The 21530-nt window shown below is 67.3% G+C and carries 23 protein-coding genes; 3 read left to right on the plus strand and 20 right to left on the minus strand.

All coding sequences use genetic code 11. From position 1 onward, the window contains the following. Positions 1-96: 96 nt before the first annotated feature. The 17 genes from GD627_RS00565 to dacB all read right to left on the minus strand — a co-directional run bounded on the left by GD627_RS00565 (position 97) and on the right by dacB (position 16018). Entirely contained in the window at positions 97-423 is a 327-nt protein-coding gene (locus GD627_RS00565) for a histone-like nucleoid-structuring protein Lsr2 (protein ID WP_146359526.1), read from the minus strand. Between the two features lie 92 nt (positions 424-515). After that, the gene (locus tag GD627_RS00570; protein ID WP_152270936.1) at positions 516-710 is read right to left on the minus strand and encodes a hypothetical protein; all 195 of its coding nucleotides are present in this window, start codon (positions 708-710) and stop codon (positions 516-518) included. A 2-nt stretch (positions 711-712) separates the two neighbouring features. Continuing rightward, the gene (gene lysS, locus GD627_RS00575) at positions 713-2167 is read right to left on the minus strand and encodes a lysine--tRNA ligase (RefSeq protein ID WP_152271695.1); all 1455 of its coding nucleotides are present in this window, start codon (positions 2165-2167) and stop codon (positions 713-715) included. A gap of 135 nt (positions 2168-2302) precedes the next feature. Further along, the gene (gene panC, locus GD627_RS00580; protein ID WP_152270937.1) at positions 2303-3202 is read right to left on the minus strand and encodes a pantoate--beta-alanine ligase; all 900 of its coding nucleotides are present in this window, start codon (positions 3200-3202) and stop codon (positions 2303-2305) included. A gap of 53 nt (positions 3203-3255) precedes the next feature. Beyond that, positions 3256-4179, minus strand: coding sequence for a Rossmann-like and DUF2520 domain-containing protein (locus tag GD627_RS00585; protein ID WP_152270938.1), 924 nt, complete (start codon positions 4177-4179; stop codon positions 3256-3258). Continuing rightward, a complete protein-coding gene (locus tag GD627_RS00590; RefSeq protein WP_152270939.1) occupies positions 4166-5797 on the minus strand; it encodes a PH domain-containing protein in 1632 nt (543 codons plus the stop codon). Before GD627_RS00590 ends, GD627_RS00585 begins: the two co-directional genes overlap by 14 nt. Beyond that, positions 5794-6306 carry a PH domain-containing protein gene (locus tag GD627_RS00595; protein WP_146359542.1) on the minus strand — a complete coding sequence of 171 codons (513 nt, stop codon included), beginning with the start codon at positions 6304-6306 and terminating at the stop codon, positions 5794-5796. Before GD627_RS00595 ends, GD627_RS00590 begins: the two co-directional genes overlap by 4 nt. After that, positions 6299-6781, minus strand: a complete 483-nt coding sequence (locus tag GD627_RS00600) for a DUF3180 domain-containing protein (protein WP_152270940.1) — start codon at positions 6779-6781, stop codon at positions 6299-6301. The genes GD627_RS00595 and GD627_RS00600 overlap by 8 nt, the downstream gene beginning before the upstream one ends. Positions 6782-6785: 4 nt before the next feature. Next, on the minus strand, positions 6786-7277 hold the full coding sequence (gene folK, locus GD627_RS00605; RefSeq protein ID WP_152270941.1) for a 2-amino-4-hydroxy-6-hydroxymethyldihydropteridine diphosphokinase: 492 nt from the start codon (positions 7275-7277) through the stop codon (positions 6786-6788). Beyond that, on the minus strand, positions 7274-7684 hold the full coding sequence (folB, locus tag GD627_RS00610; RefSeq protein WP_152270942.1) for a dihydroneopterin aldolase: 411 nt from the start codon (positions 7682-7684) through the stop codon (positions 7274-7276). Before folB ends, folK begins: the two co-directional genes overlap by 4 nt. A 4-nt stretch (positions 7685-7688) precedes the next feature. Next, positions 7689-8594: a dihydropteroate synthase gene (folP, locus tag GD627_RS00615; RefSeq protein ID WP_152270943.1), complete on the minus strand. Its 906-nt coding sequence runs from the start codon at positions 8592-8594 to the stop codon at positions 7689-7691. A 7-nt stretch (positions 8595-8601) separates the two neighbouring features. Then, positions 8602-9213 carry a GTP cyclohydrolase I FolE gene (gene folE / locus GD627_RS00620; RefSeq protein WP_146359557.1) on the minus strand — a complete coding sequence of 204 codons (612 nt, stop codon included), beginning with the start codon at positions 9211-9213 and terminating at the stop codon, positions 8602-8604. 72 nt (positions 9214-9285) lie between these two features. Continuing rightward, the gene (ftsH, locus tag GD627_RS00625; protein ID WP_152270944.1) at positions 9286-11373 is read right to left on the minus strand and encodes an ATP-dependent zinc metalloprotease FtsH; all 2088 of its coding nucleotides are present in this window, start codon (positions 11371-11373) and stop codon (positions 9286-9288) included. A gap of 188 nt (positions 11374-11561) precedes the next feature. After that, on the minus strand, positions 11562-12113 hold the full coding sequence (hpt, locus tag GD627_RS00630) for a hypoxanthine phosphoribosyltransferase (RefSeq protein ID WP_146359563.1): 552 nt from the start codon (positions 12111-12113) through the stop codon (positions 11562-11564). 37 nt (positions 12114-12150) lie between these two features. Then, entirely contained in the window at positions 12151-13311 is a 1161-nt protein-coding gene (gene tilS, locus GD627_RS00635; protein ID WP_425481867.1) for a tRNA lysidine(34) synthetase TilS, read from the minus strand. 6 nt (positions 13312-13317) lie between these two features. Next, a complete protein-coding gene (locus GD627_RS00640; protein WP_152270945.1) occupies positions 13318-14487 on the minus strand; it encodes a zinc-dependent metalloprotease in 1170 nt (389 codons plus the stop codon). Between the two features lie 100 nt (positions 14488-14587). Continuing rightward, positions 14588-16018 (minus strand): D-alanyl-D-alanine carboxypeptidase/D-alanyl-D-alanine endopeptidase, encoded by a 1431-nt coding sequence (dacB, locus tag GD627_RS00645; RefSeq protein WP_152270946.1) that lies wholly within the window; start codon positions 16016-16018, stop codon positions 14588-14590. A 214-nt stretch (positions 16019-16232) separates the two neighbouring features. On the opposite strand from dacB, the gene GD627_RS00650 reads away from it, so the two are divergent. Both GD627_RS00650 and GD627_RS00655 read left to right on the plus strand, forming a co-directional pair. Continuing rightward, positions 16233-16778 carry an inorganic diphosphatase gene (locus tag GD627_RS00650; RefSeq protein WP_146361602.1) on the plus strand — a complete coding sequence of 182 codons (546 nt, stop codon included), beginning with the start codon at positions 16233-16235 and terminating at the stop codon, positions 16776-16778. Between the two features lie 392 nt (positions 16779-17170). Next, positions 17171-17812, plus strand: a complete 642-nt coding sequence (locus GD627_RS00655; RefSeq protein ID WP_152270947.1) for a hypothetical protein — start codon at positions 17171-17173, stop codon at positions 17810-17812. Position 17813: 1 nt separating this feature from the next. Here GD627_RS00655 and GD627_RS00660 read toward each other — a convergent pair whose 3' ends face one another. Beyond that, positions 17814-18662: an HAD family hydrolase gene (locus tag GD627_RS00660; RefSeq protein WP_152270948.1), complete on the minus strand. Its 849-nt coding sequence runs from the start codon at positions 18660-18662 to the stop codon at positions 17814-17816. Between the two features lie 131 nt (positions 18663-18793). Further along, positions 18794-20068 carry a serine--tRNA ligase gene (gene serS / locus GD627_RS00665; protein WP_146359580.1) on the minus strand — a complete coding sequence of 425 codons (1275 nt, stop codon included), beginning with the start codon at positions 20066-20068 and terminating at the stop codon, positions 18794-18796. 67 nt (positions 20069-20135) lie between these two features. Here serS and GD627_RS00670 point away from each other — a divergent pair, with 67 nt between their 5' ends. Next, a complete protein-coding gene (locus GD627_RS00670; protein ID WP_152270949.1) occupies positions 20136-21209 on the plus strand; it encodes a diacylglycerol/lipid kinase family protein in 1074 nt (357 codons plus the stop codon). Between the two features lie 47 nt (positions 21210-21256). On the opposite strand, the gene GD627_RS00675 is transcribed toward GD627_RS00670, so the two are convergent. Beyond that, a complete protein-coding gene (locus GD627_RS00675; protein ID WP_146359586.1) occupies positions 21257-21523 on the minus strand; it encodes a hypothetical protein in 267 nt (88 codons plus the stop codon). Positions 21524-21530: the final 7 nt, after the last annotated feature.

Raw genomic sequence — 21530 nt, forward strand, 5'->3', positions numbered from 1 at the left:
GAGGCACACTCCTAGCTAACGCGTAATTCGATGCTACGTGCCCCAGGGGTGCAATAGGAGCTTGTTCGCCATGGGCGTGAGACCCGGGAGCTACTCCTAGGCCTGTGCCGCCCGGTAGGCCTCGATGATCTCGCTGTTGACGCGGCCGCGCTCGGAAACCGTGTAGCCGTTCTTGCGGGCCCATTCGCGGATCTGGGCTGCCTCGTTGCTGCGGGCAGAACCGGTGCCGCGCGGACGGCCGGTACGGCCGCCTACCTTGCGGCCGGCATCGAGATAGGGCTTCAATGCATCGCGGAGAGTTTTCGCATTGTCCTTTGACAGATCAATCTCGTACTGTGACCCGTCCAAGGCAAACCGCACGGTCTCATCCGCACTTCCACCGTCGACATCATCCACGAGAATGATTTTTACCTTTTGCGCCATGACAGGCTCCTAAGCAGCTAAAAATGGGGGGAACTAATTATGAGACCACTTAGAGTATGGCGCAATTAGTTAAGCCGCGTCAAAGTACTTGGCTATTTCTGCTCTTCTTCACTCGGTTTTTTCAAAGCTGGATGGTCTACACTCTGGCCAGCTTCCTGTTCAGCTTCCCGTTCAGCTTCCGCCAGTGCCTGCCGCTCCGAACGATCCGAGTTAAGCAGGGCCCTCATCACGAAATAAAAGAGAGCTGCAACACAAATCGACGGCAGGAGGACTTCTACGTATTCCATGACTAACCCATTTCCGGCTTTAGGAGGGGAAACAGAATTGTTTCCCTGATTCCCGTATTCGTGAAAAGCATCACAAGGCGGTCTATTCCCAGGCCAATGCCGCCCATGGGAGGAGCACCGTATTCCAGTGCCCGCAGGAAGTCCTCGTCCAGGGCCATGGCCTCGTCATCGCCGCCTGCGGCGAGAAGGGACTGCTCCGTGAGGCGTTCACGCTGGATCACCGGGTCAATCAGCTCCGAGAAAGCCGTACCGCGTTCCATGCCCCCGATAATAAGGTCCCAGGCTTCAATGAGGCGGGGATCGTCGCGGTTTGGACGGGCCAGGGGCTGGGCCGAGGGCGGATAGTCGTAGACAAAGGTCGGCTGCAGCAGCGTCGGCTCCACAATTTCGCCGAACAGTTCAATCACGAGCTTTTCCGCGTCCCACTTTGGATCCACCTTCACGCCGTGCTTTTCTGCAATGCCGCGGAGCACCGCAGCGTCGGTGTCGGGGGTGATCTCCGTACCCACGGCCTCGGACAGGCCGGGGTACACGCTCAGCCAGCGCCATTCGCCGTCCAGGTCAATGGTTCCGGCCGCGGTTTCAATCTGCCGGCTGCCCAACAGGTCTGCGCAGTGCAGGATGATTTCCTTCATGCGCTCCGCCATGACGAACTGGTCGGCGTAGGCCTCATAGCATTCCAGTGTGGTGAATTCCGGGGAATGCGTGGAATCCACGCCCTCGTTGCGGAAAATACGCCCGATTTCAAAGACGCGCTCAATCCCGCCCACTACCGCTCGCTTGAGGTACAGCTCGGTGGCGATGCGCAGGGTCATCTTCTGGTCGAAGGCATTCAGGTGCGTTTCGAACGGACGGGCAGCGGCACCGCCGTGCACCAGCTGCAGCATGGGGGTTTCCACCTCCACATAGCCGAGGCCGTGCAGGGTATCGCGGACCCCTCGGATGACCGCGGCACGCTTGTAGACCATCTCGCGGGCTTCGTCGCGCACCATCAGGTCCACGTAGCGCTGGCGGACACGGGTTTCCTCGCTCAGGCCGGCATGCAGCACCGGCAGCGGCCGCAGTGCCTTGGACGCCATGGACCAGGACTGGGCCATCACTGAGAGTTCGCCGCGGCGCGAAGAGATCACTTCGCCGCGGATGAAGACGATGTCACCCAGGTCCACGAGCGATTTCCAGTCCGCAAGTGATTCCTCACCGACGACGGCCAGGCTGAGCATTGCCTGCAGCCGGGTTCCGTTGCCTTCCTGCAGCGTCGCGAAGCAGAGCTTTCCAGTGTTACGGATGAACACCACGCGGCCGGTCACGCCCACAGTCTCGCCGCTGGCTTCGTCGGCCTGCAGGTGGCCGAATTTTTCGCGGATTTCCTTCAGCGAGGAGGTGCGTTCCACCCCTACCGGGTAGGCCTCGTCCCCGCGGTCAATCAGCCGGGCACGCTTCTCGGCACGGATGCGCATCTGTTCGGAGGTGTCTGCAGCTTCGGGAACGGAATTTGATGTGGTCACGGTTGTTAAGTTTACAGAGCAAAGGGCCGCTGCCGTTTCCTGCGCTCCATGCCCCGGCGGGGTACGCACGGAGCGCAGGTACTTCTGCTAGGGCAGCAGGGCGTTGTCGATCAGGCGGACCGGCCCCACCCGTGCCGCAAGCAGGGCCAGCGCCGGCCCGGCCAGGGGTTGACCGGCATCCCCGGGAAGCGGTTCGAGGGTCTGCGGGTCCACCACTTCGAAATAATCCAGTTCCACACCGGGCTGGGCGGAAACGAGTTCGACGGCGGCAGGCAGGTCCAGCGGTTCGCCCGCTGCCGCACGGTCCTTCAGCAGCTGCAGTGCCCGGGACAGCACGAGTGCCGCCTGCCGCTGGCCGGCATCTAGGAAACGGTTCCGGCTGGATTCAGCGAGACCGTCCGCAGCCCGGACAATAGGCACGCCGACCACCTCTACGTTGAAGGACAGGTCCGCGACCATGCGCCGGATGAGGGCTACCTGCTGGGCATCCTTCTGGCCGAAATAGGCCCGGAACCGCGCCGGAACCGCCGGGGCCGCGAGGTGGAAGAGTTTGGCAACCACGGTGAGTACGCCGTCGAAGTGTCCCGGCCGGACGGCACCCTCCCATCGGGTTCCCATGGCGCCGGCGCTCACCCGCACCAGCGGAGCTCCGCCGGGGTACATTTCCTCCTCAGACGGGGCGAAGACCAGATCAACGCCGGCCCGGCCCAGGAGCTCCAGGTCCGCGTCCAGGGTTCGGGGGTACCGCTCCAGGTCAGCCGGATCGTCGAACTGGAGGGGGTTGACGAAGACCGAGGCGGTGACGACGTCGTTGTCCGCCCGGGCCGCTCCCATCAGGGAGGCATGGCCTTCGTGCAGGGCGCCCATGGTGGGAACCAGTGCGAGGGTGGGGACGCGGGAGGGATTGCCGGCTGCCGCTTTGTTCAGCAGTTCCGTGGTGGCGGCGCGCAGTTCGGCGGCTGTGGTGACGAGGCGGGGGGTATTCAACGCTGTCCTTCTGCTATCTGTTTCTTTTCGGGGATTTCCGGTTTGCGGAGATGTCAGGGGTTCTTGGGGGCCTGCCGCAGGGCAGCCAGGATGGCTTCGCCCTGCTGCGGGGTCAGCAGTCCGCGGTCCACGGCGCGGGCGGCCGTAGCCGCGGAAAGCGCGGCATAGGCGGCCCGGATGTCTTCCGTCCCGGCGTCCGCGAGGGCACGGGCATGGGCGGAAACGGTGCCGACGTCGCCGCGGGCCACCGGCCCGGTAAGTGCGCCCTCCCCGGAGGCGAGGGCGTTTTCGAGCGACGCCCGCATCAGCGGCCCCAGCAGCCGGTCCGGATGTTCGACACCGAGTCCGGCCAGCAGCTGCGTGGACTGGGAGGCAAGCGTGACCAGATGGTTGGAGGCATGGGCGAGGGCTGCGTGGTAGAGCACGCGGTCCGCTTCATCAATGACCACCGGCTCGGCACCCATTTCCACCACGAGTGCCTGCGCGATCGGCAGGACGGCAGCGGGGGCGCTGATGCCGAAAGAGCAGTCCGCCAGCCGGGTCAGGTCAAGGCTCATCCCGGTGAAGGTCATGGCCGGATGCAGTGCCAGGGGAATGGCGCCCGCTGCCCGGGCCGGGGCGAGGACTTCGGTGCCGAACCGTCCGGACGTGTGGGCCACGAGCTGGCCGGCCTGCCACGCGCCGGTTTTGGCCAGGCCGGCGACCAGCGGTTCCAGGGCGTCATCGGGCACGGCGAGCAGGACCAGTTCGGACCGTTCCACAATGTCGGGGATTTCCAGGACGGGTACGCCGGGGAGGAGGTTTTCGGCGCGTTCGCGGCTGGCATCGGACACCGCGGACACCCCGACGACGGCGTGCTCAGCCGCGCGCAGGGCAGCTCCCAGGACGGCACCGACCCTGCCCGCTCCGATGACGCCTACGCCTAGGCGGCCGCGCCGCCGGCGTTCTTCGGCGCCGGGGTTCTCAGCGGTGGTCATGGGGTAGTTCCTCCTGGGAGACGGGGGCAGCCGAGGCGGACTCGGCAGGTTCGGATACGGTGTGGCTGGGTACGGTGTGGCTGGGTACGGCGGGTGCGGGTTCATCGGGGGCGGGTTGCGGCCCGCCGGCCGGGCGCAGCCATTGCTCGGGCAGGTCACGGCGCCGGGCGGTCCGGGCGCGCAGTGCCTGTTCATCCAGCAGCGCCCGGGCGGTGTCGGCGTCCATTTCCACCACTCGCGGAGAAACGGGTCCGGGCGTGGAATGCAGGACCAGGTCCGCCAGCCGCTGCCACCGCTGGAGCGGACCCTGCTCCAGGGCGAGGGACTGGGTCCGGCTATGCGGAATTACTTCGAGCGACCGGCGGAAATAGCCGCGCCGGGCCAGCAGCGCGGTGTCGGTGACCAGGAAGCCGCTCCGGCGCCAGGCCAGCGGTGAGCGCCACAGCGCGCGCCGGGGTGACACAGTGAACCCCGCATCGGTGCCCGTGCCACTCATGCCTGCAGTGAAGGTGGTGACCGGATCGGACGTGCCCGGATCGGGCAGGACCAGGGCCAGCATCCGCAGGACCTCCTCGGGCGTGCCCGCAGGCAGCAGCCGGGTACGGGCGGAGGATTCGCTGCTGGAACCGGCGCCGTACCCGGCCACGTTCACCGAGATGGAGTACCAGCCGGTGATCCGCCACAGCGGGGACTGCCGGATCGCCAGCGCCTGGATCCGTCCCGGAGGTACGGTCTGCGCGCGGGTATCGAGCAGCCCGGACCGGATCCGGATGCCCTCCCTCGACACGGAGGCGCGGAAGTTGAAGCCGGAACTGAACAGGCCCCAGTAGGCGCTGCCGAACCCGAAGATAATGGGCACCATGGCGGCGATGGAGGCTGCCTCGCCGGTAACGGCCGTGAGGACCGCAACGCCCGCGACGGCCAGCAGTAGGAGGAGCGTGGTCCCGGACAGCAGCACCGAGGCAATCACCCGCCCCGCTGACAGTGCCAGCACCTCCCGTTCACCCGGCACGGCGTCTCCGCCGGAATCGCCGGAATGCCCGGGGCTACGGGCAGCGTCATCCGGTGCCGCTTCTGCTCCGGAGGCATCCTCGAGGATCCGGGCCCGCAGCCGGTGGGCCTCCGGAAGCCTCAGGAATGCCAGATGGACCGCCGATTCGCCGGCGTCGGCTACCTCGAACCGCAGTTCCGCCAGCCCGAAGATCCGTGCGAGAAGGGGCTGGACAATGTCGATGGCCTGCACACGGTCCAGCCGGGCCTGCCGCTGGCGGCGCACCACCACGCCCGAATGGACCCGGATGGAGTCAGAGCTGAGCTGGTAGCGGGTGAACCACCAGGACAGGAAAAAGGCGCCGGCCACCACCAGCAGGGCAATTCCCAGCGCCAGCACCGACCAGAACAATGCCGAGCCGGTAGGCAGGTCCATGCCGTCCCCGGCGAACCAGGACTCGGCCTGGTTCCGGCCCGCAACGTAGGCCAGGGCCGCCAGTGCCAACCAGCCGCGGACCAGCGGGGAGACGGGGTGCACCCGCTTCCACTCCGGTTCCTTCTGCTCCACCGGGTCCAGGCCGCCGGTGCCGGGTTCTTCGCCCTGTTCCCGGGCGGCGCCGGCGGTCACAGGCCTGCCAGCTGCGCTTCGCCGCGGGCAGACAGATGCTCCCGCAGCCGGGCGCCCTCTTCGGCGGGCAGTCCGGCGAGGCCGGCGTTTGTTCCGGGGGCGGCCGTATGGAGTTTCAGGGTGCACAGACCGAAGGCGCGTTCCAGGGGCCCCACGGCCACATCCACGTACTGCATCCGGCCGTAGGGGACCACCAGGGTGCGCTGGAAAAAGATGCCCCGGCGAAGCAGCAGGTCCTCATGGCGTTCGGCATAGCCGATGGCCCGGACCTGGCGGGGTAGCAGGAGCCCGCGCCAAAGCAGGGTCACGGCAAAGAACACCGGCAGTCCCCAGGCCAGCCAGGCCGGATATCCGGGCCAGATTCCGGTGAGGCGAAGCACCAGCGGAAGCCCGGTGACCAGCAGCGTGATCACGGTTTCAATGCCCCAGCTCAGCTGCCGCAGCCGCAGGTACTTCGGGGAGACGCGCTGCCATTGCACCGCGGTGGGGTCAATTGCCTCGCTAGGCATACTCTCCTCCGTTTCCGGGCCCGGTGCCGTCCTTGTCCTCGGGCGGCAGTTTACAGAACCGCTCCACGGTAAGTCCCGCGGCGATCATCAGGATTCCGCCGGCGCTCAACGCCAGGGAGGACCAGGTGGCGGGGTGGCCGGGGCGCAGCGACCACAGCGGCACCTGGGTGAGGAAGACGGCGGCGTGCCAGCCCAGCAGCAGGGCGCCGGCGTAGGCCAGGGCCTGCGCCAGGACAACCGTGCGGGCGGCGGCAATCGGATTCAGTTCCCGGTCCCGCCGGCCGTTGCGCCAGCGGCGCACCCGCAGTCCGAGGACAAGGGTGGCTCCGGTCACGAGGATGATGGCAGCCAGCGCCACCGGGCTCAGCACGGGTGCGGGGTAGCCGTTGTCCGTCAGGATCGAGTTTGCGGCCCAGCCCACCAGACCGGCGGCAAGGCCGATGACGGCCAGCCACCGGTAGCGGATGGTGCTCACGGGCTCACTCTCCTTCGAAGATTTCGAGTCCGGGAAGGTCATCGGCACGGGCAGCCAGCTCGGCCACGGGGTCCGGTCCCAGGCGTGCTTCCGGTTCCATCCAGGCCCAGGGCTGCAGGACGAAGGCCCGGGTTGCTGCCCGGGGGTGCGGGATGGTGAGGTCCTCATCCTCCAGGCGCAGATCCCCGTAGGTGATGATGTCGACGTCGAGGGTCCTCGGACCCCATCGGACAATGCGTTCGCGGTGGTGGCGGGCCTCAACTGCCTGGCAGTGCGCCAGCAGGGCGTACGGTTCCAGCTCGGTTTCGATCGCTACCACCAGGTTGAGGTAGTCGGGCTGTTCCGGCCCGCCGACCGGGCGGGTGCGGACAACGGGGGAAACCGCACTGAGCCGCACCTGCGGGTGGTCGGCCAGATCGGCCACCGCAGTGGAGAGGGTGTCCCGGCTCTCGCCCAGGTTGCTGCCAAGGGCGAGGATGCAGTGCGCGGCGCTCATGCGCGCTCCCGGTGGAGGGTGACCGCAACGTCGCCGAATGCCACCGTGATGGGTGCCTTCGGCTTGTGCACCGTGACCTGGACGGCAGTCAGGACGGAAAAGCCGGCCAGGACGGCGTCGGCGATCCGGCCTGCCAGCGCTTCGATCAGGTTCAGCGGTTCGCCCGTGATGGCCTGCACCACCTGTTCGGCAACCTCGCCGTAATGCGCGGTCAGCGTCAGGTCATCGGTGGCCGCGGCCGGTCCCAGGTCAGTGAACAGGACCAAATCCACGATGAAGGGTTGTCCGTCGCGGCGCTCCTCGGGGAACACGCCGTGGTAGCCCGTAGCGGTGATGCCGGTCAGGGTGATCCGATCCCTGACGGCTGTCCCGCCGGTGACGGTGCCGGAAACTGCGGTGCTCGGCATCTGCCTACCCTTTCCAGGCTGCGGTGACTTTGACGGCGTCGAGGCTGGCCGGGACGTTGTGCACCCGCACCGCCCAGACGCCGGCGGAGGCCGCCAGCGCCGATACGGCGACCGTCGCGTTGTCGCGTTCCAGCGGCTGGGCGGCCTTCCCGTAGCTGGTGAGCAGGGAACCGAGGAAGCGCTTGCGGGATGCCCCGATGAGCACGCGGTGGCCCAGGGCGGCAATCCGGTCAATGCCGCGCAGCAGCTGCCAGTTCTGCTCGGCATTCTTGGAGAAACCCAGCCCCGGATCAAGGATGATCTGTTCCGGTGCGGCGCCGGCGGCGTAGAACCGGTCGCGGATCTTCACCAGTTCCTCGGCCACCTCTTCGACGACGTCGGTGTAGCTGGCGTTGGGGTCATTGCTGCGGACGTTGCCGCGGCTGTGCATGAGGATGTAGGAAACGCCCGTACGGGCAACGAGCCCCGGCATGTCCGGATCCGTTTCCGTACCCGACACGTCATTGATGACCGCGGCGCCGGCGGCAACGGCCTTTTCCGCCGTGGCAGCGTTCATGGTGTCGATGCTGACGAGGGCGCCTGCGCGGACGAGCGCCTCGACCACGGGAAGGACCCGGGCCTGCTCCTCCTCCGGGGAGACACGGACGGCGTCGGGCCGCGTGGACTCGCCCCCGACGTCGATGATGTCCGCGCCTTCGTAGTGCATCTTCAGCCCCGCCCGGATCGCCGCGTCAGTGTCGGCGAACCGGCCGCCGTCGCTGAAGGAATCCGGGGTGACATTGAGGACGCCCATGACCAGGGTGCGGTCGGCGGGAAGGTCGGCGAAGGTGCGTGCTTTGCGGGCCGGCCGGACCACCGGAAGCGGTGACGTTGCGGGTCCGGTGCCGGGTGCGGCAGCGAGTGAATCCATGGTGGTCCTATCGTCCGAGTATCAGGCTCATTGCTTCTGCACGGGTCGCGGTCTCGCGTAGCTGGCCGCGAACCGCCGAGGTCACGGTCTTGGCTCCCGGCTTGCGCACCCCGCGCATCGACATGCACAGGTGCTCGCATTCAATAACAACTATGGCACCGCGGGGGGAAAGATTAGTCATCAGTGCGTCCACGATCTGGGTGGTCAGCCGTTCCTGGACCTGGGGGCGGCGGGCGTAGACGTCCACCAGCCGGGCGAGCTTCGACAGCCCGGTCACCTTCCCCTCGTGTGAGGGGATATAGCCAATGTGCGCGCTGCCGTGGAACGGCACCAGATGGTGTTCGCAGGTGGAGTAGAAGGGAATGTCCTTCACCAGGACCATTTCCTCATGATCCAGGTCAAAGGTCGTCGCCAGCAGATCCGAGGGGCTCTGGTGCAGCCCGGCAAAGATTTCCGTGTAGGACTTCGCCACCCGACTGGGGGTTTCCCTTAAACCGTCACGGTCCGGGTCCTCCCCGATAGCGAGGAGGATTTCCCGGACCGCACGTTCAATCCTTGGCTGATCCACCGGCGAATCCGCTGCGGCGCGGGTCAATAGGTCGTCATCGAAATCCGTCACTGGTCGATCCTACCGCGCCGGGACTTTGTTCCCGGGCCGCAGCGGGCGGCCGGCCGGGCCGCCCGCAGCCTACTACTCTGCTGCCGGGGTGCCGCTGCCGGAAGCATCGTCCCGGCCGGAGTGCGTGCCGTTGCCGCTGCTGCGGGGCAGCCCGTTCCCGGAGACGTCGAAGTCCTGCGGAAGATCGGCGTCGGCAATCTGGTCCTGGGGGGCAACCGAGGCCGGATCCGGGGCACCGAGTTCCTTGGCTTCGCGCCGTTCCTTCGGGGACACCACGGGCGGGATGCTGTGCACGGGGCGGGTGGGCTTGGACAGCCAGACCTCCCGCACGTCGCGCTTGCGGACGTCGGAAAAGACCTCCGCGATCTCCGCCTGGTTCAGCGTCTCGCGTTCGAGCAGCTCCAGGGCCAGGCGGTCCAGGACGTCACGGTTCTCCGTGAGGATCTGGTAGGCCTCGTCATGGGCGTTGTCCAGCAGGCGCCGGACTTCCTCGTCCACCACGTAGGCCACCTGGTCGGAGTAGTTCCGTTCCTGGCTCATGTCCCTGCCCAGGAACGGTTCCCCGCCGCCGGAGCCCAGCTTCACGGAGCCGATCCGTTCGCTCATGCCGTACTGGGTGACCATCTTGCGGGCGGTGGAGGTGGCCTTCTCGATGTCATTCGAGGCACCGGTGGAGGGATCGTGGAACACGATTTCCTCAGCCACCCGGCCGCCCATGGCGTAGGCCAGCTGGTCCAGAAGTTCGTTGCGGGTGATCGAGTACTTGTCATCCTGCGGCAGGACCATGGTGTAGCCCAGGGCACGGCCGCGCGGCAGGATGGTCACCTTCGTGACGGGATCCGTGTTCCGCAGCGCCGCGGCCACCAACGCGTGGCCGCCTTCATGGTAGGCAGTGATCTTGCGTTCGAGTTCCTTCATGACACGGCTGCGCTTCTGCGGCCCGGCGACCACGCGGTCGATGGCCTCGTCCAGGGCGCGGTCGTCAATCAGGTCGGCATTGGACCGTGCGGTCAGCAGTGCCGCCTCGTTGAGCACGTTGGCCAGGTCCGCACCGGTGAAGCCCGGAGTCTTCCGGGCAACGGTTTCGAGGTCGACGCCGGGGGCCATCGGCTTGCCCTTGGCATGGACCTGGAGGATGTGCAGGCGGCCCTGCATATCCGGGGCTTCCACACCGATCTGGCGGTCGAAGCGGCCGGGACGCAGCAGTGCCGGGTCAAGGACGTCGGGCCGGTTGGTGGCGGCGATCAGGATGACGTTGGTGTTGCCGTCAAAGCCGTCCATTTCCACCAGCAGCTGGTTCAGCGTCTGCTCGCGTTCGTCGTTGCCGCCGCCCACGCCCGCTCCGCGGTGGCGGCCGACGGCGTCGATCTCGTCCACGAAGATGATGGCCGGTGCGTTGGACTTGGCCTGCTCGAAGAGGTCGCGGACACGGGAGGCGCCCACGCCGACGAACATTTCCACGAAGTCCGAGCCGGAGATGGAGTAGAAGGGCACGCCTGCCTCGCCGGCAACCGCGCGCGCCAGCAGGGTCTTACCGGTGCCGGGAGGGCCGTACAGCAGCACGCCCTTGGGGATCTTGGCGCCCACGGCCTGGAACTTGCCCGGATCCTGCAGGAACTCCTTGATCTCGTGGAGCTCTTCAACGGCCTCGTCGGCGCCGGCGACGTCGTCGAAGGTAACCTGCGGCATGTCCTTGTTGGTCAGCTTCGCCTTGGACTTGCCGAACTTCATGACCTGCGAGCCGCCGCCCTGCATGCGCGACATCAGGAACCAGAAAATCAGGCCGATGATGATGAACGGCAGGAACAGGCCCAGGAAGCTGGTGAACCAGTTGGTCTGCACCGGCTGGTCAGTGTAGTTCGCACCGGAATCGTTGACGGCCTGGACTATTTCCTCGCCGCGCGCAGTGCTGAAGTAGAACTGGACGTCACTGGTGCCCTGGTCCTTGGCTGCGTCGTCCTTGAGGGTCAGATCGACCCGCTGCTCGCCGTCGAAAATCTTGGCTTGCGTCACGTCCGGGCCGTTGAGCAGCTCCAGGCCTTCCTTGGTGTCCACCTGCTTGGCGGCGCCGCCGGAAAGGCTCGGGATGATGATCAAGAGAGCCGCCAACGCCAGCGCGATCCAAATGAGCGGGCCTTTGAAGAAGTTCTTGGATTTCATTCGTCGTCAGGGCTAATGCCCCGTCCCTCCTGGTCAACCACTGGTGTGCGCGGAATTTACCTACTAGCTATACACGGTCCCCCAGAAGAACACGGTCCGGGGAAGGGATAAGTTCCCTCAGGGCGTAGAGCGTGGTGTCCGTAACAGTTCCCCCGGAAAGGGGACGGGGAGGAACGGGGCGGCAGCCGTTATTCGTAAACGTGCGGCGCCAGGGTGCCGATGAAGTCCAGGTTGCGGTAGCGCTCGGCAAAGTCGAGGCCGAAACCGACCACAAACTCGTTGGGGATTTCATAACCGACGTACTTAACGTCGATTTCCACCTTGGCGGCATCCGGCTTGCGCAGCAGGGTGCAGATTTCCACACTGGCCGGGCCGCGGGATTCCAGGTTGGTGCGCAGCCAGGACAGCGTCAGGCCGGAGTCGATGATGTCCTCGACAATCAGCACGTGCTTGCCGAGCAGGTCCGTCTCGAGGTCCTTGAGGATGCGCACGACGCCGGAGGACTGGGTTCCGGAGCCGTAGGAGGACACCGCCATCCAGTCCATGGTGACGTGGCTGTGCAGTGCGCGGGAGAGGTCTGCCATCACCATGACGGCGCCCTTAAGCACGCCGACAAGGAGGACGTCGCGGCCGGCGTAGTCGCGGTCAATTTCCGCCGCCAGTTCGTTGATCCGGGTTTGGATCTGTTCCTTGGTGTAGAGAACGTGCTTGAGATCTGACTGGACGTCGTGTGAATCCACGAATGACTCCCGGGTGCGAAGTGTTGCAGCTTGGATGTTAGGTGCTGCTCTTTTTCCTAAAAACAAGATTGCCATAGCTTGAGGCACCGTGGTGAACGGATTTGGCGCGCGGCTGACGGTACACACTGACTTTGCCCACCAGCTGGACCGGTCCTGCGGACCCCGTACGCCGCAGCAGCGACTGGACCGCAGCGAGGCGTTCGTAGCTCGGCTGGGACCCGCCCAGCGAGAGCGCAGCGAGGGCCAGGACACGCTGGCGGACGGCGGGGGCAAGGTTCCGCAGCTGCGCTTCAGGCAGCAGCAGCTCCTCGGAATCCGTGCCGCTGCCGGCCGGGGCCGCGGCCCGCAGTTCCTCGAAAGACTGCGCTGCCACAGTGTCCAGATAATCGGCGTCGGCAGAGAGGATACGTGAGGAACGGAACAGTGCCTCGGCGATGCCGGGGCCCAGTTTGTCCTCCAGGAACGGCAGCACCTCGGTGCGGACCCGGGACCGGGCGTAGGCGGGATCCCGGTTGCTGGGATCATGCCACGGGTCCAGGCCGGCATGCCGGCAGATCTCCAGTGTCTGCTCCCGGCGCAGCCCCAGGAACGGCCGGAGATATTTTCCGCGGACGGCGGGCATCCCGGCGAGGGAGCGCGTTCCCGAACCGCGCATCAGTCCCAGCAGGACCTGCTCGGCCTGGTCATCGAGGGTGTGGCCCAGGAGAACCGCATCGGCTCCCAGTTCCTCCACGACGGCGTCGAGGGCTGCGTACCGGACCGTCCGTGCCGCCGCTTCCGGGCCCATGCCGGACTCGGGTACGGATACCTGCCGGACGAGGACGGGAGCCAGCCCCATCTGTTCGAGCTTGCCCCGGGCCGAGTCGGCCACCGCGGCGCTGTCCGGCTGCAGGCGGTGGTCAACCACCACGGCGCCCACGCGGTAGTCCCCGCGCCGGGCGAAGAACGAGGCCGCCAACGCCAGGGCCAGGGAATCGGGACCGCCGCTGCAGGCCACCAGAATCAGGGGCGGGAGCTCGCCGCCCGGGGCCAGGCCGGCGTCGCGCAGGGTGTCGCGGATGCTGTTGCGGGCATCTCCCAGCGTTGGAAGGAGCCGTTTGCGGACCCTCGGGGCGGGGCGGGAGGTGCGGCCGGAAGCAGTGTTCTCTGCGGAGCCGTCCTCGGGGGAGCCGTCAGCAGTCAGGTGTTTCTCGGGCACGTTCGGTTACAGTCCCATCCTGGAAATCCATAGGTCGGCGGAGTGGATCTCCGCCTCGGTCGGGAGGTTTTCGGGGCGTTCCCAGACCCGGTTGAATCCTTCCATGCCCACCCGGGAGGTGACCGCGCGGACAAAGCGGGCGCCGTCGCTGTATTGGCGCATTTTGGCGTCCAGGCCCAGAATCTGGCGGAAGAAGCGGTCCATCCAGTTCCGCTTGGCGCCGCGGTTGTTGAACCGCTGCCGGATGGTCTTGACGCTGGGCACAATGCCCGCGTCCACGGCGTCCATCACCACGTTCGCGTGGCCTTCAAGAAGTGACATGACCGCCGTGAGGTGGGAGAGGCGTTCTTTGTCCCGGGGATCCTGCAGCAGGGACAACAGGTCCACGGACTTGTGCGGCACGCCGTCCGCGTCCAGCCCGTCCTTGGGAGCGGTCAGCGCCTTGACGGCGGACCCCAGCCGTTCGGAAAGGGTTGAGGCCGTGTCCATCATGCCGTTGGAGAGCTCGCTGATCTGCTCCAGCAGATGCCCGCGCAGCCACGGTGCGGCGGCAAACTGCACCCGGTGCGTCTGCTCGTGCAGGCAGACCCAAAGCCGGAAGTCCGCGGGTTCCACGTTCAGTTCGCGTTCCAGCGTGACGATATTCGGCGCCACGAGCAGCAGCCGCCCGCCGGGCTTGCCGACGCCGCCCAGGGCAGCAAAGGGATCATACTGACCCAGCACCTTGCTGGAGAGGAAGGCGAGGATAGCGCCCAGCTGCGCGCCGGTCACGGCTCCGCCCACCGCCGTATTGGCGGCGTCCAGCTGGTCCGGCCGGGTTTCGGCCAGGTGCTGCAGTGCCGGTCCCATCAGTACGGAGAAACTCTGGGAATTCGCGCGGGCCCAGGACGCGCGGTCCACGATCAGCACATCCGAATCCCGCAGGTCGCGGGCGGCTTCCAGCCCGGTGATGCGGTGGACGTGCGCCACGGAGGCGTCGGCGGCGGCACGCAGGTCAGCCACCGCAGCGCGGATCTCACGGGCGGTCATCTTCGGTCCGGGCGCCACCATGGCGGCGGCGGTCGAAGCTGCCAGGTCCCAGTTCACCAGCGCCGGCGCTGCGCCCGCGGGCGCACTGTTCCGTCCTGCCGCAGGCGCGGGGACAGGGGCGGGGCGGTTTCGCTCGTTGCTCTCCATGGGTCCATTCGACCACATCGGCTTCCGGCGCCACACCATCCGGGGCGAACAGGGCTGCTGCCGGCCGGGTCCGCTCGGTGTCAACAGGTCCGCACGGGTGTCAGCGGCAGCCGCATCCGGCCAGCACGGCGGCGGCGGCATCCACGGCATCCCGTGCCTGCCGGGTATTGCCGTCCAGCCCGCCGGCAAGGAAGGTGAAGGCAAGCACCCGGCCGTCGGCGTCGGTGGCGTATCCGCTCAGGGCGGTGACGGCCAGCAGGGTGCCGGTTTTGGCCCGCACAATTCCCGCCGCCGCGGAGTCGGCGCTTTCGTCGTAGCGTCCGGCCAGCGTGCCGCTCAGTCCCGCAACGGGCAGGCTGCCCGCCACCGAGCGCAGATCCGGGTCCGCGCCGGTCAGCAGGACCCGCATCAGCGAGGTCAGCTGCGCGGCGGAGACCGAGGTTTCCCCCGACAGTCCGCTGGCATCCCCCAGCACCATCGAGGAGGTGTCCACGCCAAGGGCGGACACCTGCGCCTTGACCGTTTCGATTCCCCCGGCGAAGGACGCCTCCCGGCCTACGGCTGCCGCACTGAGCCGCGCCAGCGCCTCGGCCAGGTAGTTGTCTGAGTTCAGCAGCATGTACCCGACCTGCTCGGTCAGCGGCGCCGAACGGACCTCGGCCAGGGGTACGGCTCCGGCGTCGGCGGTGCCGCGCTCCGCCTGCGGGTCCACGTCAATGCCGTGTGCGGCCAGGGCCGCGGCGAGCGCGGCGCGGTAGGACTCTCCGGCGGACAGGGCGGGATCGTCCACCCGCTGCCCCGGGCCGGTCCCCTCCTGCTCCCAGGCCGAGCTCACGGCAAGGGCATGAACGGGCGCAATTTCGCCGGCGTCTATGTCAGCCTGCCCCCAGGCGTCGGAGAGCGCCGGGCCGGTGAACAGCGAATCGTCCACCAGGACCTTCACCGGACCCTGCGTCCCGCCTGCGGCCAGGGCCGCGGCCGTCTGCTCCGCCAGAGTGGCCAGTCCGGCGCGGCCGGCCACCGACTCCGGGTCCGAATCCCCCTTGGTCAGCAGCACGTCTCCCCCGCCGCGCAGGACCACCGTTCCGGGGTCCTTCCCCGGCAGAGCCGTGGTGGGGAAGGACGTGTTCCCGTCCATCGCGGACAGTGCCGCGGCGGCGGTGAGGACCTTGAGGGTGGAGGCCGGGGCAAGCCCGGTGGAACCGCCGCGCTCATAAAGCACGGTGCCGGTCAGCGCATCCTGCACGACGGCGAAAAAAGTGCCGCTGCCTTCCACGGTCAGCCGGGCATCCAGCAGGCGTGCCAACTCCGCCGTACCGGGCAGCGGGTCTCCCGCCTGCGGCGCGGACACCGCTGAACCGCCGGTGAGTTCCGCTGGCGGTTCCTGGTAATCCGGGACCACTTCGGCACGGGGCAGCCGCTCGCCTCCTTCCCAGGAGGCTGCGACCGGCGGGAGGGCATAGCAGGCCAGCGGAACCAGCAGCGCTGCAAAGGCCAGCGCCAGCACCATGCCGGAGAACATCCGGGACATGTTCCACCGACTCTTTCACTCTCGCCGGCAAATCCGGCCAACGGGTCCTGTGCGTCGAACACGGCGCGGGACATATATCTTTAAGACTAGACCGACGCCGACGCCCGCCCTGACCTTTGCGGATCGCGGGCATGCCGGTGCATGATCGCCGTCAGTATCTTTCCAGTGGTTCCTCAGCGGGCCACGCCAGTGAGGAGTCGCAATGCCAGAAACCATGAAGCTTGACGTCACCATCGAGATCCCCAAGGGATCCCGGGTCAAGTACGAAATTGACCACGAAACCCACCGCCTGCGCCTGGACCGGGTCCTGTTCACCGCCATGGCCTACCCCACCCACTACGGCTACTTCGAAAACACCCTGGGCGAGGACGGCGATCCGCTGGACGCGCTGGTGATGCTGCAGGACTTCGACCTGATGCCCGGCGTGCTGGTGGAATCCCGCCCCATCGGCGTGTTCAACATGGTGGATGACGGCGGCGGAGACGCCAAGGTCCTGTGCGTTCCCGTGGACCCCCGCTTTGACCACATCCAGGACCTCTCCGATGTGTCCAGCTTCCTCCTGGATGAAATCAAGCACTTCTTCACCAAGTACAAGGACCTGGAGCCGGGCAAGTGGGTTGAAGCCGCTGACTGGGCAGGCCGCGAGGCCGCCGAGGCCGAGGTCAAGGCTTCCCTGGCCCGTTTCGCCGCCCACGGCGAAGGCCACGAAGACGACGAAGCCCAGGGCCGCGACGTCGACGCCAACCCGGTGAACAACTAACTTCCGCGCAAACGACGGCGGCCGGTCCCCTCAGGGGCCGGCCGCCGTCGTCGGTTAACGCCGTGTTAGGGCCGTTGACTCATCCGTGTGTCCGCCGCCGGGCCCAGGTACGCACGTCAGAGGCATAGGTGCGTGAGGGGAAAAGTGCCACGGCCACCGCAACCAGAAGGACCACCCAGCTGGAGGTCAGCCAGGCCACCCAGAGCCCCAGCAGGATAACCCCGCAGGCGAACAGCAGGGAAGCAGCGGTCGGCGGTTCGGGCGCGGCGGGTGCTCGGTGCTGGTCATGCGGCCGACTCTACCCCGCGGGTGGAAAACGCGGCCCGCCACCCACCGGGACGCGCCGCAACCGCAATCGGTTGTTTTCAACGCGCGTCTGACATGCTGGTGCCATGCATTTTGTGCTGACCATCAACCAGCGGGATTCCCGCGACGTCGGGGACCTGGTTCCGGAACTGATCCGGTCCCTGCGTCATCTGCCGGCCGCGGTTCCTTTCCAGCGGACCGTCGGAGATGAGGCCCAGGGGGTGCCTGCAGATGCAGCCGCGGCGGTGGATGCAGCCCTCATCGCAGTCCGGCAGCGCCGCTGGCATGTGGGCGTGGGCGTCGGGGAGCTGTTCCCTGCCGAGAATTCCCCGCTTGATCTGAAGGATGCACGCGGACACGGCCTGGTCTATTCCCGGCGTGCCGTGGAACGTGCCCAGCGAACAGGCGACCGCGTTCCGCTGGCCGTGGACGGGCCGGACGGGGAGCTGGCAGCGGAGGCGGAAGCCGTACTGCGGCTGCTCGGCCTGATTGTGGCAGCGCGGACCGAGGCCGAGTGGAAAGTGCTGGATCTGATGACTCCCGGAGCGCGCGGGCAGCAGAAATTCGTTGCCCAGGAACTGGGCATCACCGCGCAGGCCGTGAGCAAGGCAGTGGTCCGGTCCCACTGGACCGAGGAGTGGGCCACCCGCCCCGCGGCCGCCCGGCTGCTCGGGCTGGCGTACGGTCCGGCCGTGCTTCCACCGGCCGCACTGCCCTACCGGGCGTGAACTACGCCGCGCCGTCCAACACGCTGGCCAGGACGTTGACCGCGCCGTCCTCGTAAACCGTGCCGGTGACCTCGGAGGCCACGGCCAGCACCTCGTCCGGAGCCTGCCCCATGGCCACGCCCCGGGCCGCCCAGTCCAGCATTTCAATATCGTTGCGCCCGTCGCCCAGGGCAACGGTCAGCGTGGGGTCGACCTCCAGCCGACGCCGGACCTGCTCCAGTGCGCTGGCCTTGGTGACGCCCGCCGCGGCAATGTCCAGCCAGGCGGTCCATCCGACGGAATACGTCACCCCGTGCAGGCCGATTGCCTGTACGGCCGAGCCGAATTCCTCCGCGGTGCTGTCGGTGCTGAAGACCACCACGCGGACTGCCTGCACGTCCAGCAGGGTTTCGAAGTCCACGGCGAGGGCCTCGGCGCCGAAGCTGGCGTCCTGGAATCGTTCCGTGGACAGGAACCGCCCTTCAGCGTCCTCCAGCGCGAATTTGGCGGCCGGCAGTTTGGCCCGGAGCGCAGCCAGCGCCGGCTTCGGGTCAAAGACCACCCGGTCCAGCACTTCGTAGCCGTCCTCCAGTGACGGGTCCAGGCGCAGGGTCACGGCGCCGTTGGAGCAGACGCAGTATCCCGTGGTCAGGCCAAGGAGTTCGAGGATGGGCAGCGCCGCCCCGTAGGACCTTCCTGTGGCAATCACCAGATGGTGGCCCGCCTCGATGGCGTCGCGCGCGGCGACGCGCACGCCCGGGGACATGTGGCCGTCGTGGTCCACGAGGGTGCCGTCCACGTCCAGCGCTACGAGGTGCCGCTTGTCAGGTGCCTGCTGGTCTTCGATGCCAGCTGTACTCAGTGTTGTCATCGTTTTATCTAAACATCCCTCACCGGGATGGCGGTAGGAGACAGGCCATAGGAGTGCGGCGGCGGGGACGCAAACGGCGGGACCTGTGGCAGGTCCCGCCGTTTTGGTGCGGACGCGGTCTTTCCCGGACCTTAGAGGACCGGAAGGACTTCCAGTCCGCCCAGGTATGGCTGGAGGGCGGCCGGCACGTTCACCGAGCCGTCCGGGTTCTGGTGGTGTTCCAGGATGGCGACAATCCAGCGGGTAGTGGCCAGGGTGCCGTTCAGGGTGGCGACGGCGCGGGTGCCCTTGCCTTCGCCCTGGCGTTCGCGGATGTTCAGCCTGCGGGCCTGGAAGGTGGTGCAGTTGGAGGTGGAGGTCAGCTCGCGGTAGGCGTTCTGGGTGGGGACCCAGGCCTCGCAGTCGAACTTCCGTGCCGCGGACATGCCCAGGTCACCGGCGGCCGTGTCGATGACCCGGTAGGGCAGTTCGACCTTGGCCAGCATTTCCTCTTCCCAGGCCAGCAGGCGCCGGTGCTCTTCAGCAGCGTCTTCCGGCCGGGTGTAGACGAACATTTCCACTTTGTTGAACTGGTGCACGCGGATGATGCCGCGGGTGTCCTTGCCGTGGGATCCGGCTTCACGGCGGTAGCAGGAGGACCAGCCGGCGTAGCGGACGGGTCCGCCGTCGAGCTCAAGGATCTCATCCGCGTGGTAACCGGCCAGCGGCACCTCCGAAGTGCCCACCAGGTACAGGTCATCTTCAGCCAGCCGGTAGATCTCGGCGTCGTGGGCCACGTCGAAACCGGTGCCCTGCATCGTCTCCGGACGGACCAGGGTGGGGGTAATCATCGGGACAAACCCGGCCTTCACGGCCTGGTCCATGGCCATGTTCAGCAGGGCCAGTTCCAGGCGGGCGCCCACGCCGCGCAGGAAGTAGAAGCGGGAACCGGAGACCTTGGCGCCGCGTTCCATGTCGATGGCGCCCAGCAGCTCACCGATCTCCAGGTGGTCGCGCGGAGCAAAGCCCTCGGCCTCGAAGTCGCGGGGCGTGCCGACGGTCTTGACGACCTCGAAGTCGTCCTCGCCGCCAACGGGGACACCGTCGGACACCAGGTTCGGGATCCGGCGCAGCAGTGCATCGGATTCCGCCTGGATGGCGTCAGCTTCGGCGCCGGCGGCCTTGACCGCGCCGGCCAGTTCCTTCACCTCGGCCAGAAGTGCCTGCTTCTCTTCGCCCTTGGCGGCGGCAACGCGCTTGCCGAAGGCATTCTGTTCGGCACGCAGGGTCTCATAGCGGGTCCGGGCATCACGGCGGGCGGCGTCCGCGGAAATGATCGCGTCCACAATGCTCTCGTCGGCCAGCCGGGCACGCTGCGAGGCTCGGAATTTTTCAGGATTTTCGCGGAGCTCATTTACATCGATCACGTCTCAAGAGTACCGAAAACCCGCCCGGCCTTGGCGGCGCCCCGCGGCGGCTATTCTGGGAGGCATCATGCCCGTTGAAATCACGCTCTTCCTGGTCCTCTGCGCCGCCCTGCTAGCCTCCGCGGCGACGTGGGTCATCATCGGCAACCGAAGCCGGAAGCGGGCGGCGGCGGATGCGGCGGTCTTCGCCCCGCGGGGAGCCGCGCACCAGCGGGTCGCCATGGTCATCAATCCGATCAAGGCACTGGCGCCCGACGCTGCAGCGCTGCTGCGGGCATCCTGCGACCTTGCGGGCTGGGATCCGCCGCTGATCCTGGAAACCACTGTGGACAGCCCCGGTTACCTGCAGGCGCTGCAGGCGCTGGAGTCCGGGGCCGACGTCGTCCTCGCAGCGGGCGGCGACGGCACCATCCGCGAGGTCTCCCGGGCCGTGGCCCATTCGGGAGCCGCCCTGGGACTGATTCCGCTGGGTACCGGCAACCTGCTGGCCCGGAACCTGGACATCTCGGTGGCGGACCTGACCGGCAATATCCGCAACGCCCTGCACGGGGACGTGCGGCAGATCGATATGGCATCGATCCTGCTGGAGAATGAGGCAACCGGCCACAGCTCCCACAACGCGTTCCTGGTGATGGGCGGAATCGGCCTGGATGCGCAGGTCATTGCAGCCACCCGGGATGAGCTGAAAAAGCGGGTGGGCTGGCTGGCCTACAGCGAGGCCGGCGTCCGCCTGCTGCCGGGGCGCCGCACCCGCATGACCGTCAGCATTGACGACGGCCCGCCGCAGTCGCAGAAGGTCCACAGCGTGCTGGTGGCCAACACCGGCCGCCTGCCGGCAGGAATCGACTTCATTCCGGACGCGGTGGTGGATGACGGGCTGCTGGACGCCATCATCATGAGCCCGCGCAGCGTCCTGGGCTGGGCCTGGGTGGCAGGAAAAGTGATGACGCGCTATCCCAAGGACCTCCCGGTGATCCACCACCACCGGGTGAAGAAAATCAGGGTAACCGTCGCGGAACCCACCCAGACCCAGCTCGACGGAGACCTCACCGGTTCCGCCACCGCCATTACCGTCGAGGTGGACGCGGGCGCCCTGCTGGTCCGTGTTCCGCCCTCCCCCGTCCTGGCGCCCGGAACGTAAAACGGCACCGCACCCCCGGGGTGCGGTGCCGCTAAGACAGAAGGACGTTACTTGCCGTCCTGCGTCCCCTCGGAGTCGGTGTAGCCGCCTTCGCGGTCCCTGTCCGTCCGGGCGCCGTCGGCGTCGGTGTACTTGCCCTCATCGTCGGAGAGCGAGGACTTGGACGCCTGGTCACGGATCAGGGCTTCCTCCTCGGCGAACCGGATGTCGTTGCCCTGGTCTCCAACGTCACCGCGGTAATTGTCGTCATTGGTGGAAACACCGCTGGGCTTCGGGTCCTTGAGCTGTTCTTCTTCATTGGGGTACTCGCTCATGCCGGCA

The sequence above is a fragment of the Arthrobacter yangruifuii genome (assembly GCF_009192775.1).
GTDB classification, from domain to species: domain Bacteria; phylum Actinomycetota; class Actinomycetes; order Actinomycetales; family Micrococcaceae; genus Arthrobacter_B; species Arthrobacter_B yangruifuii.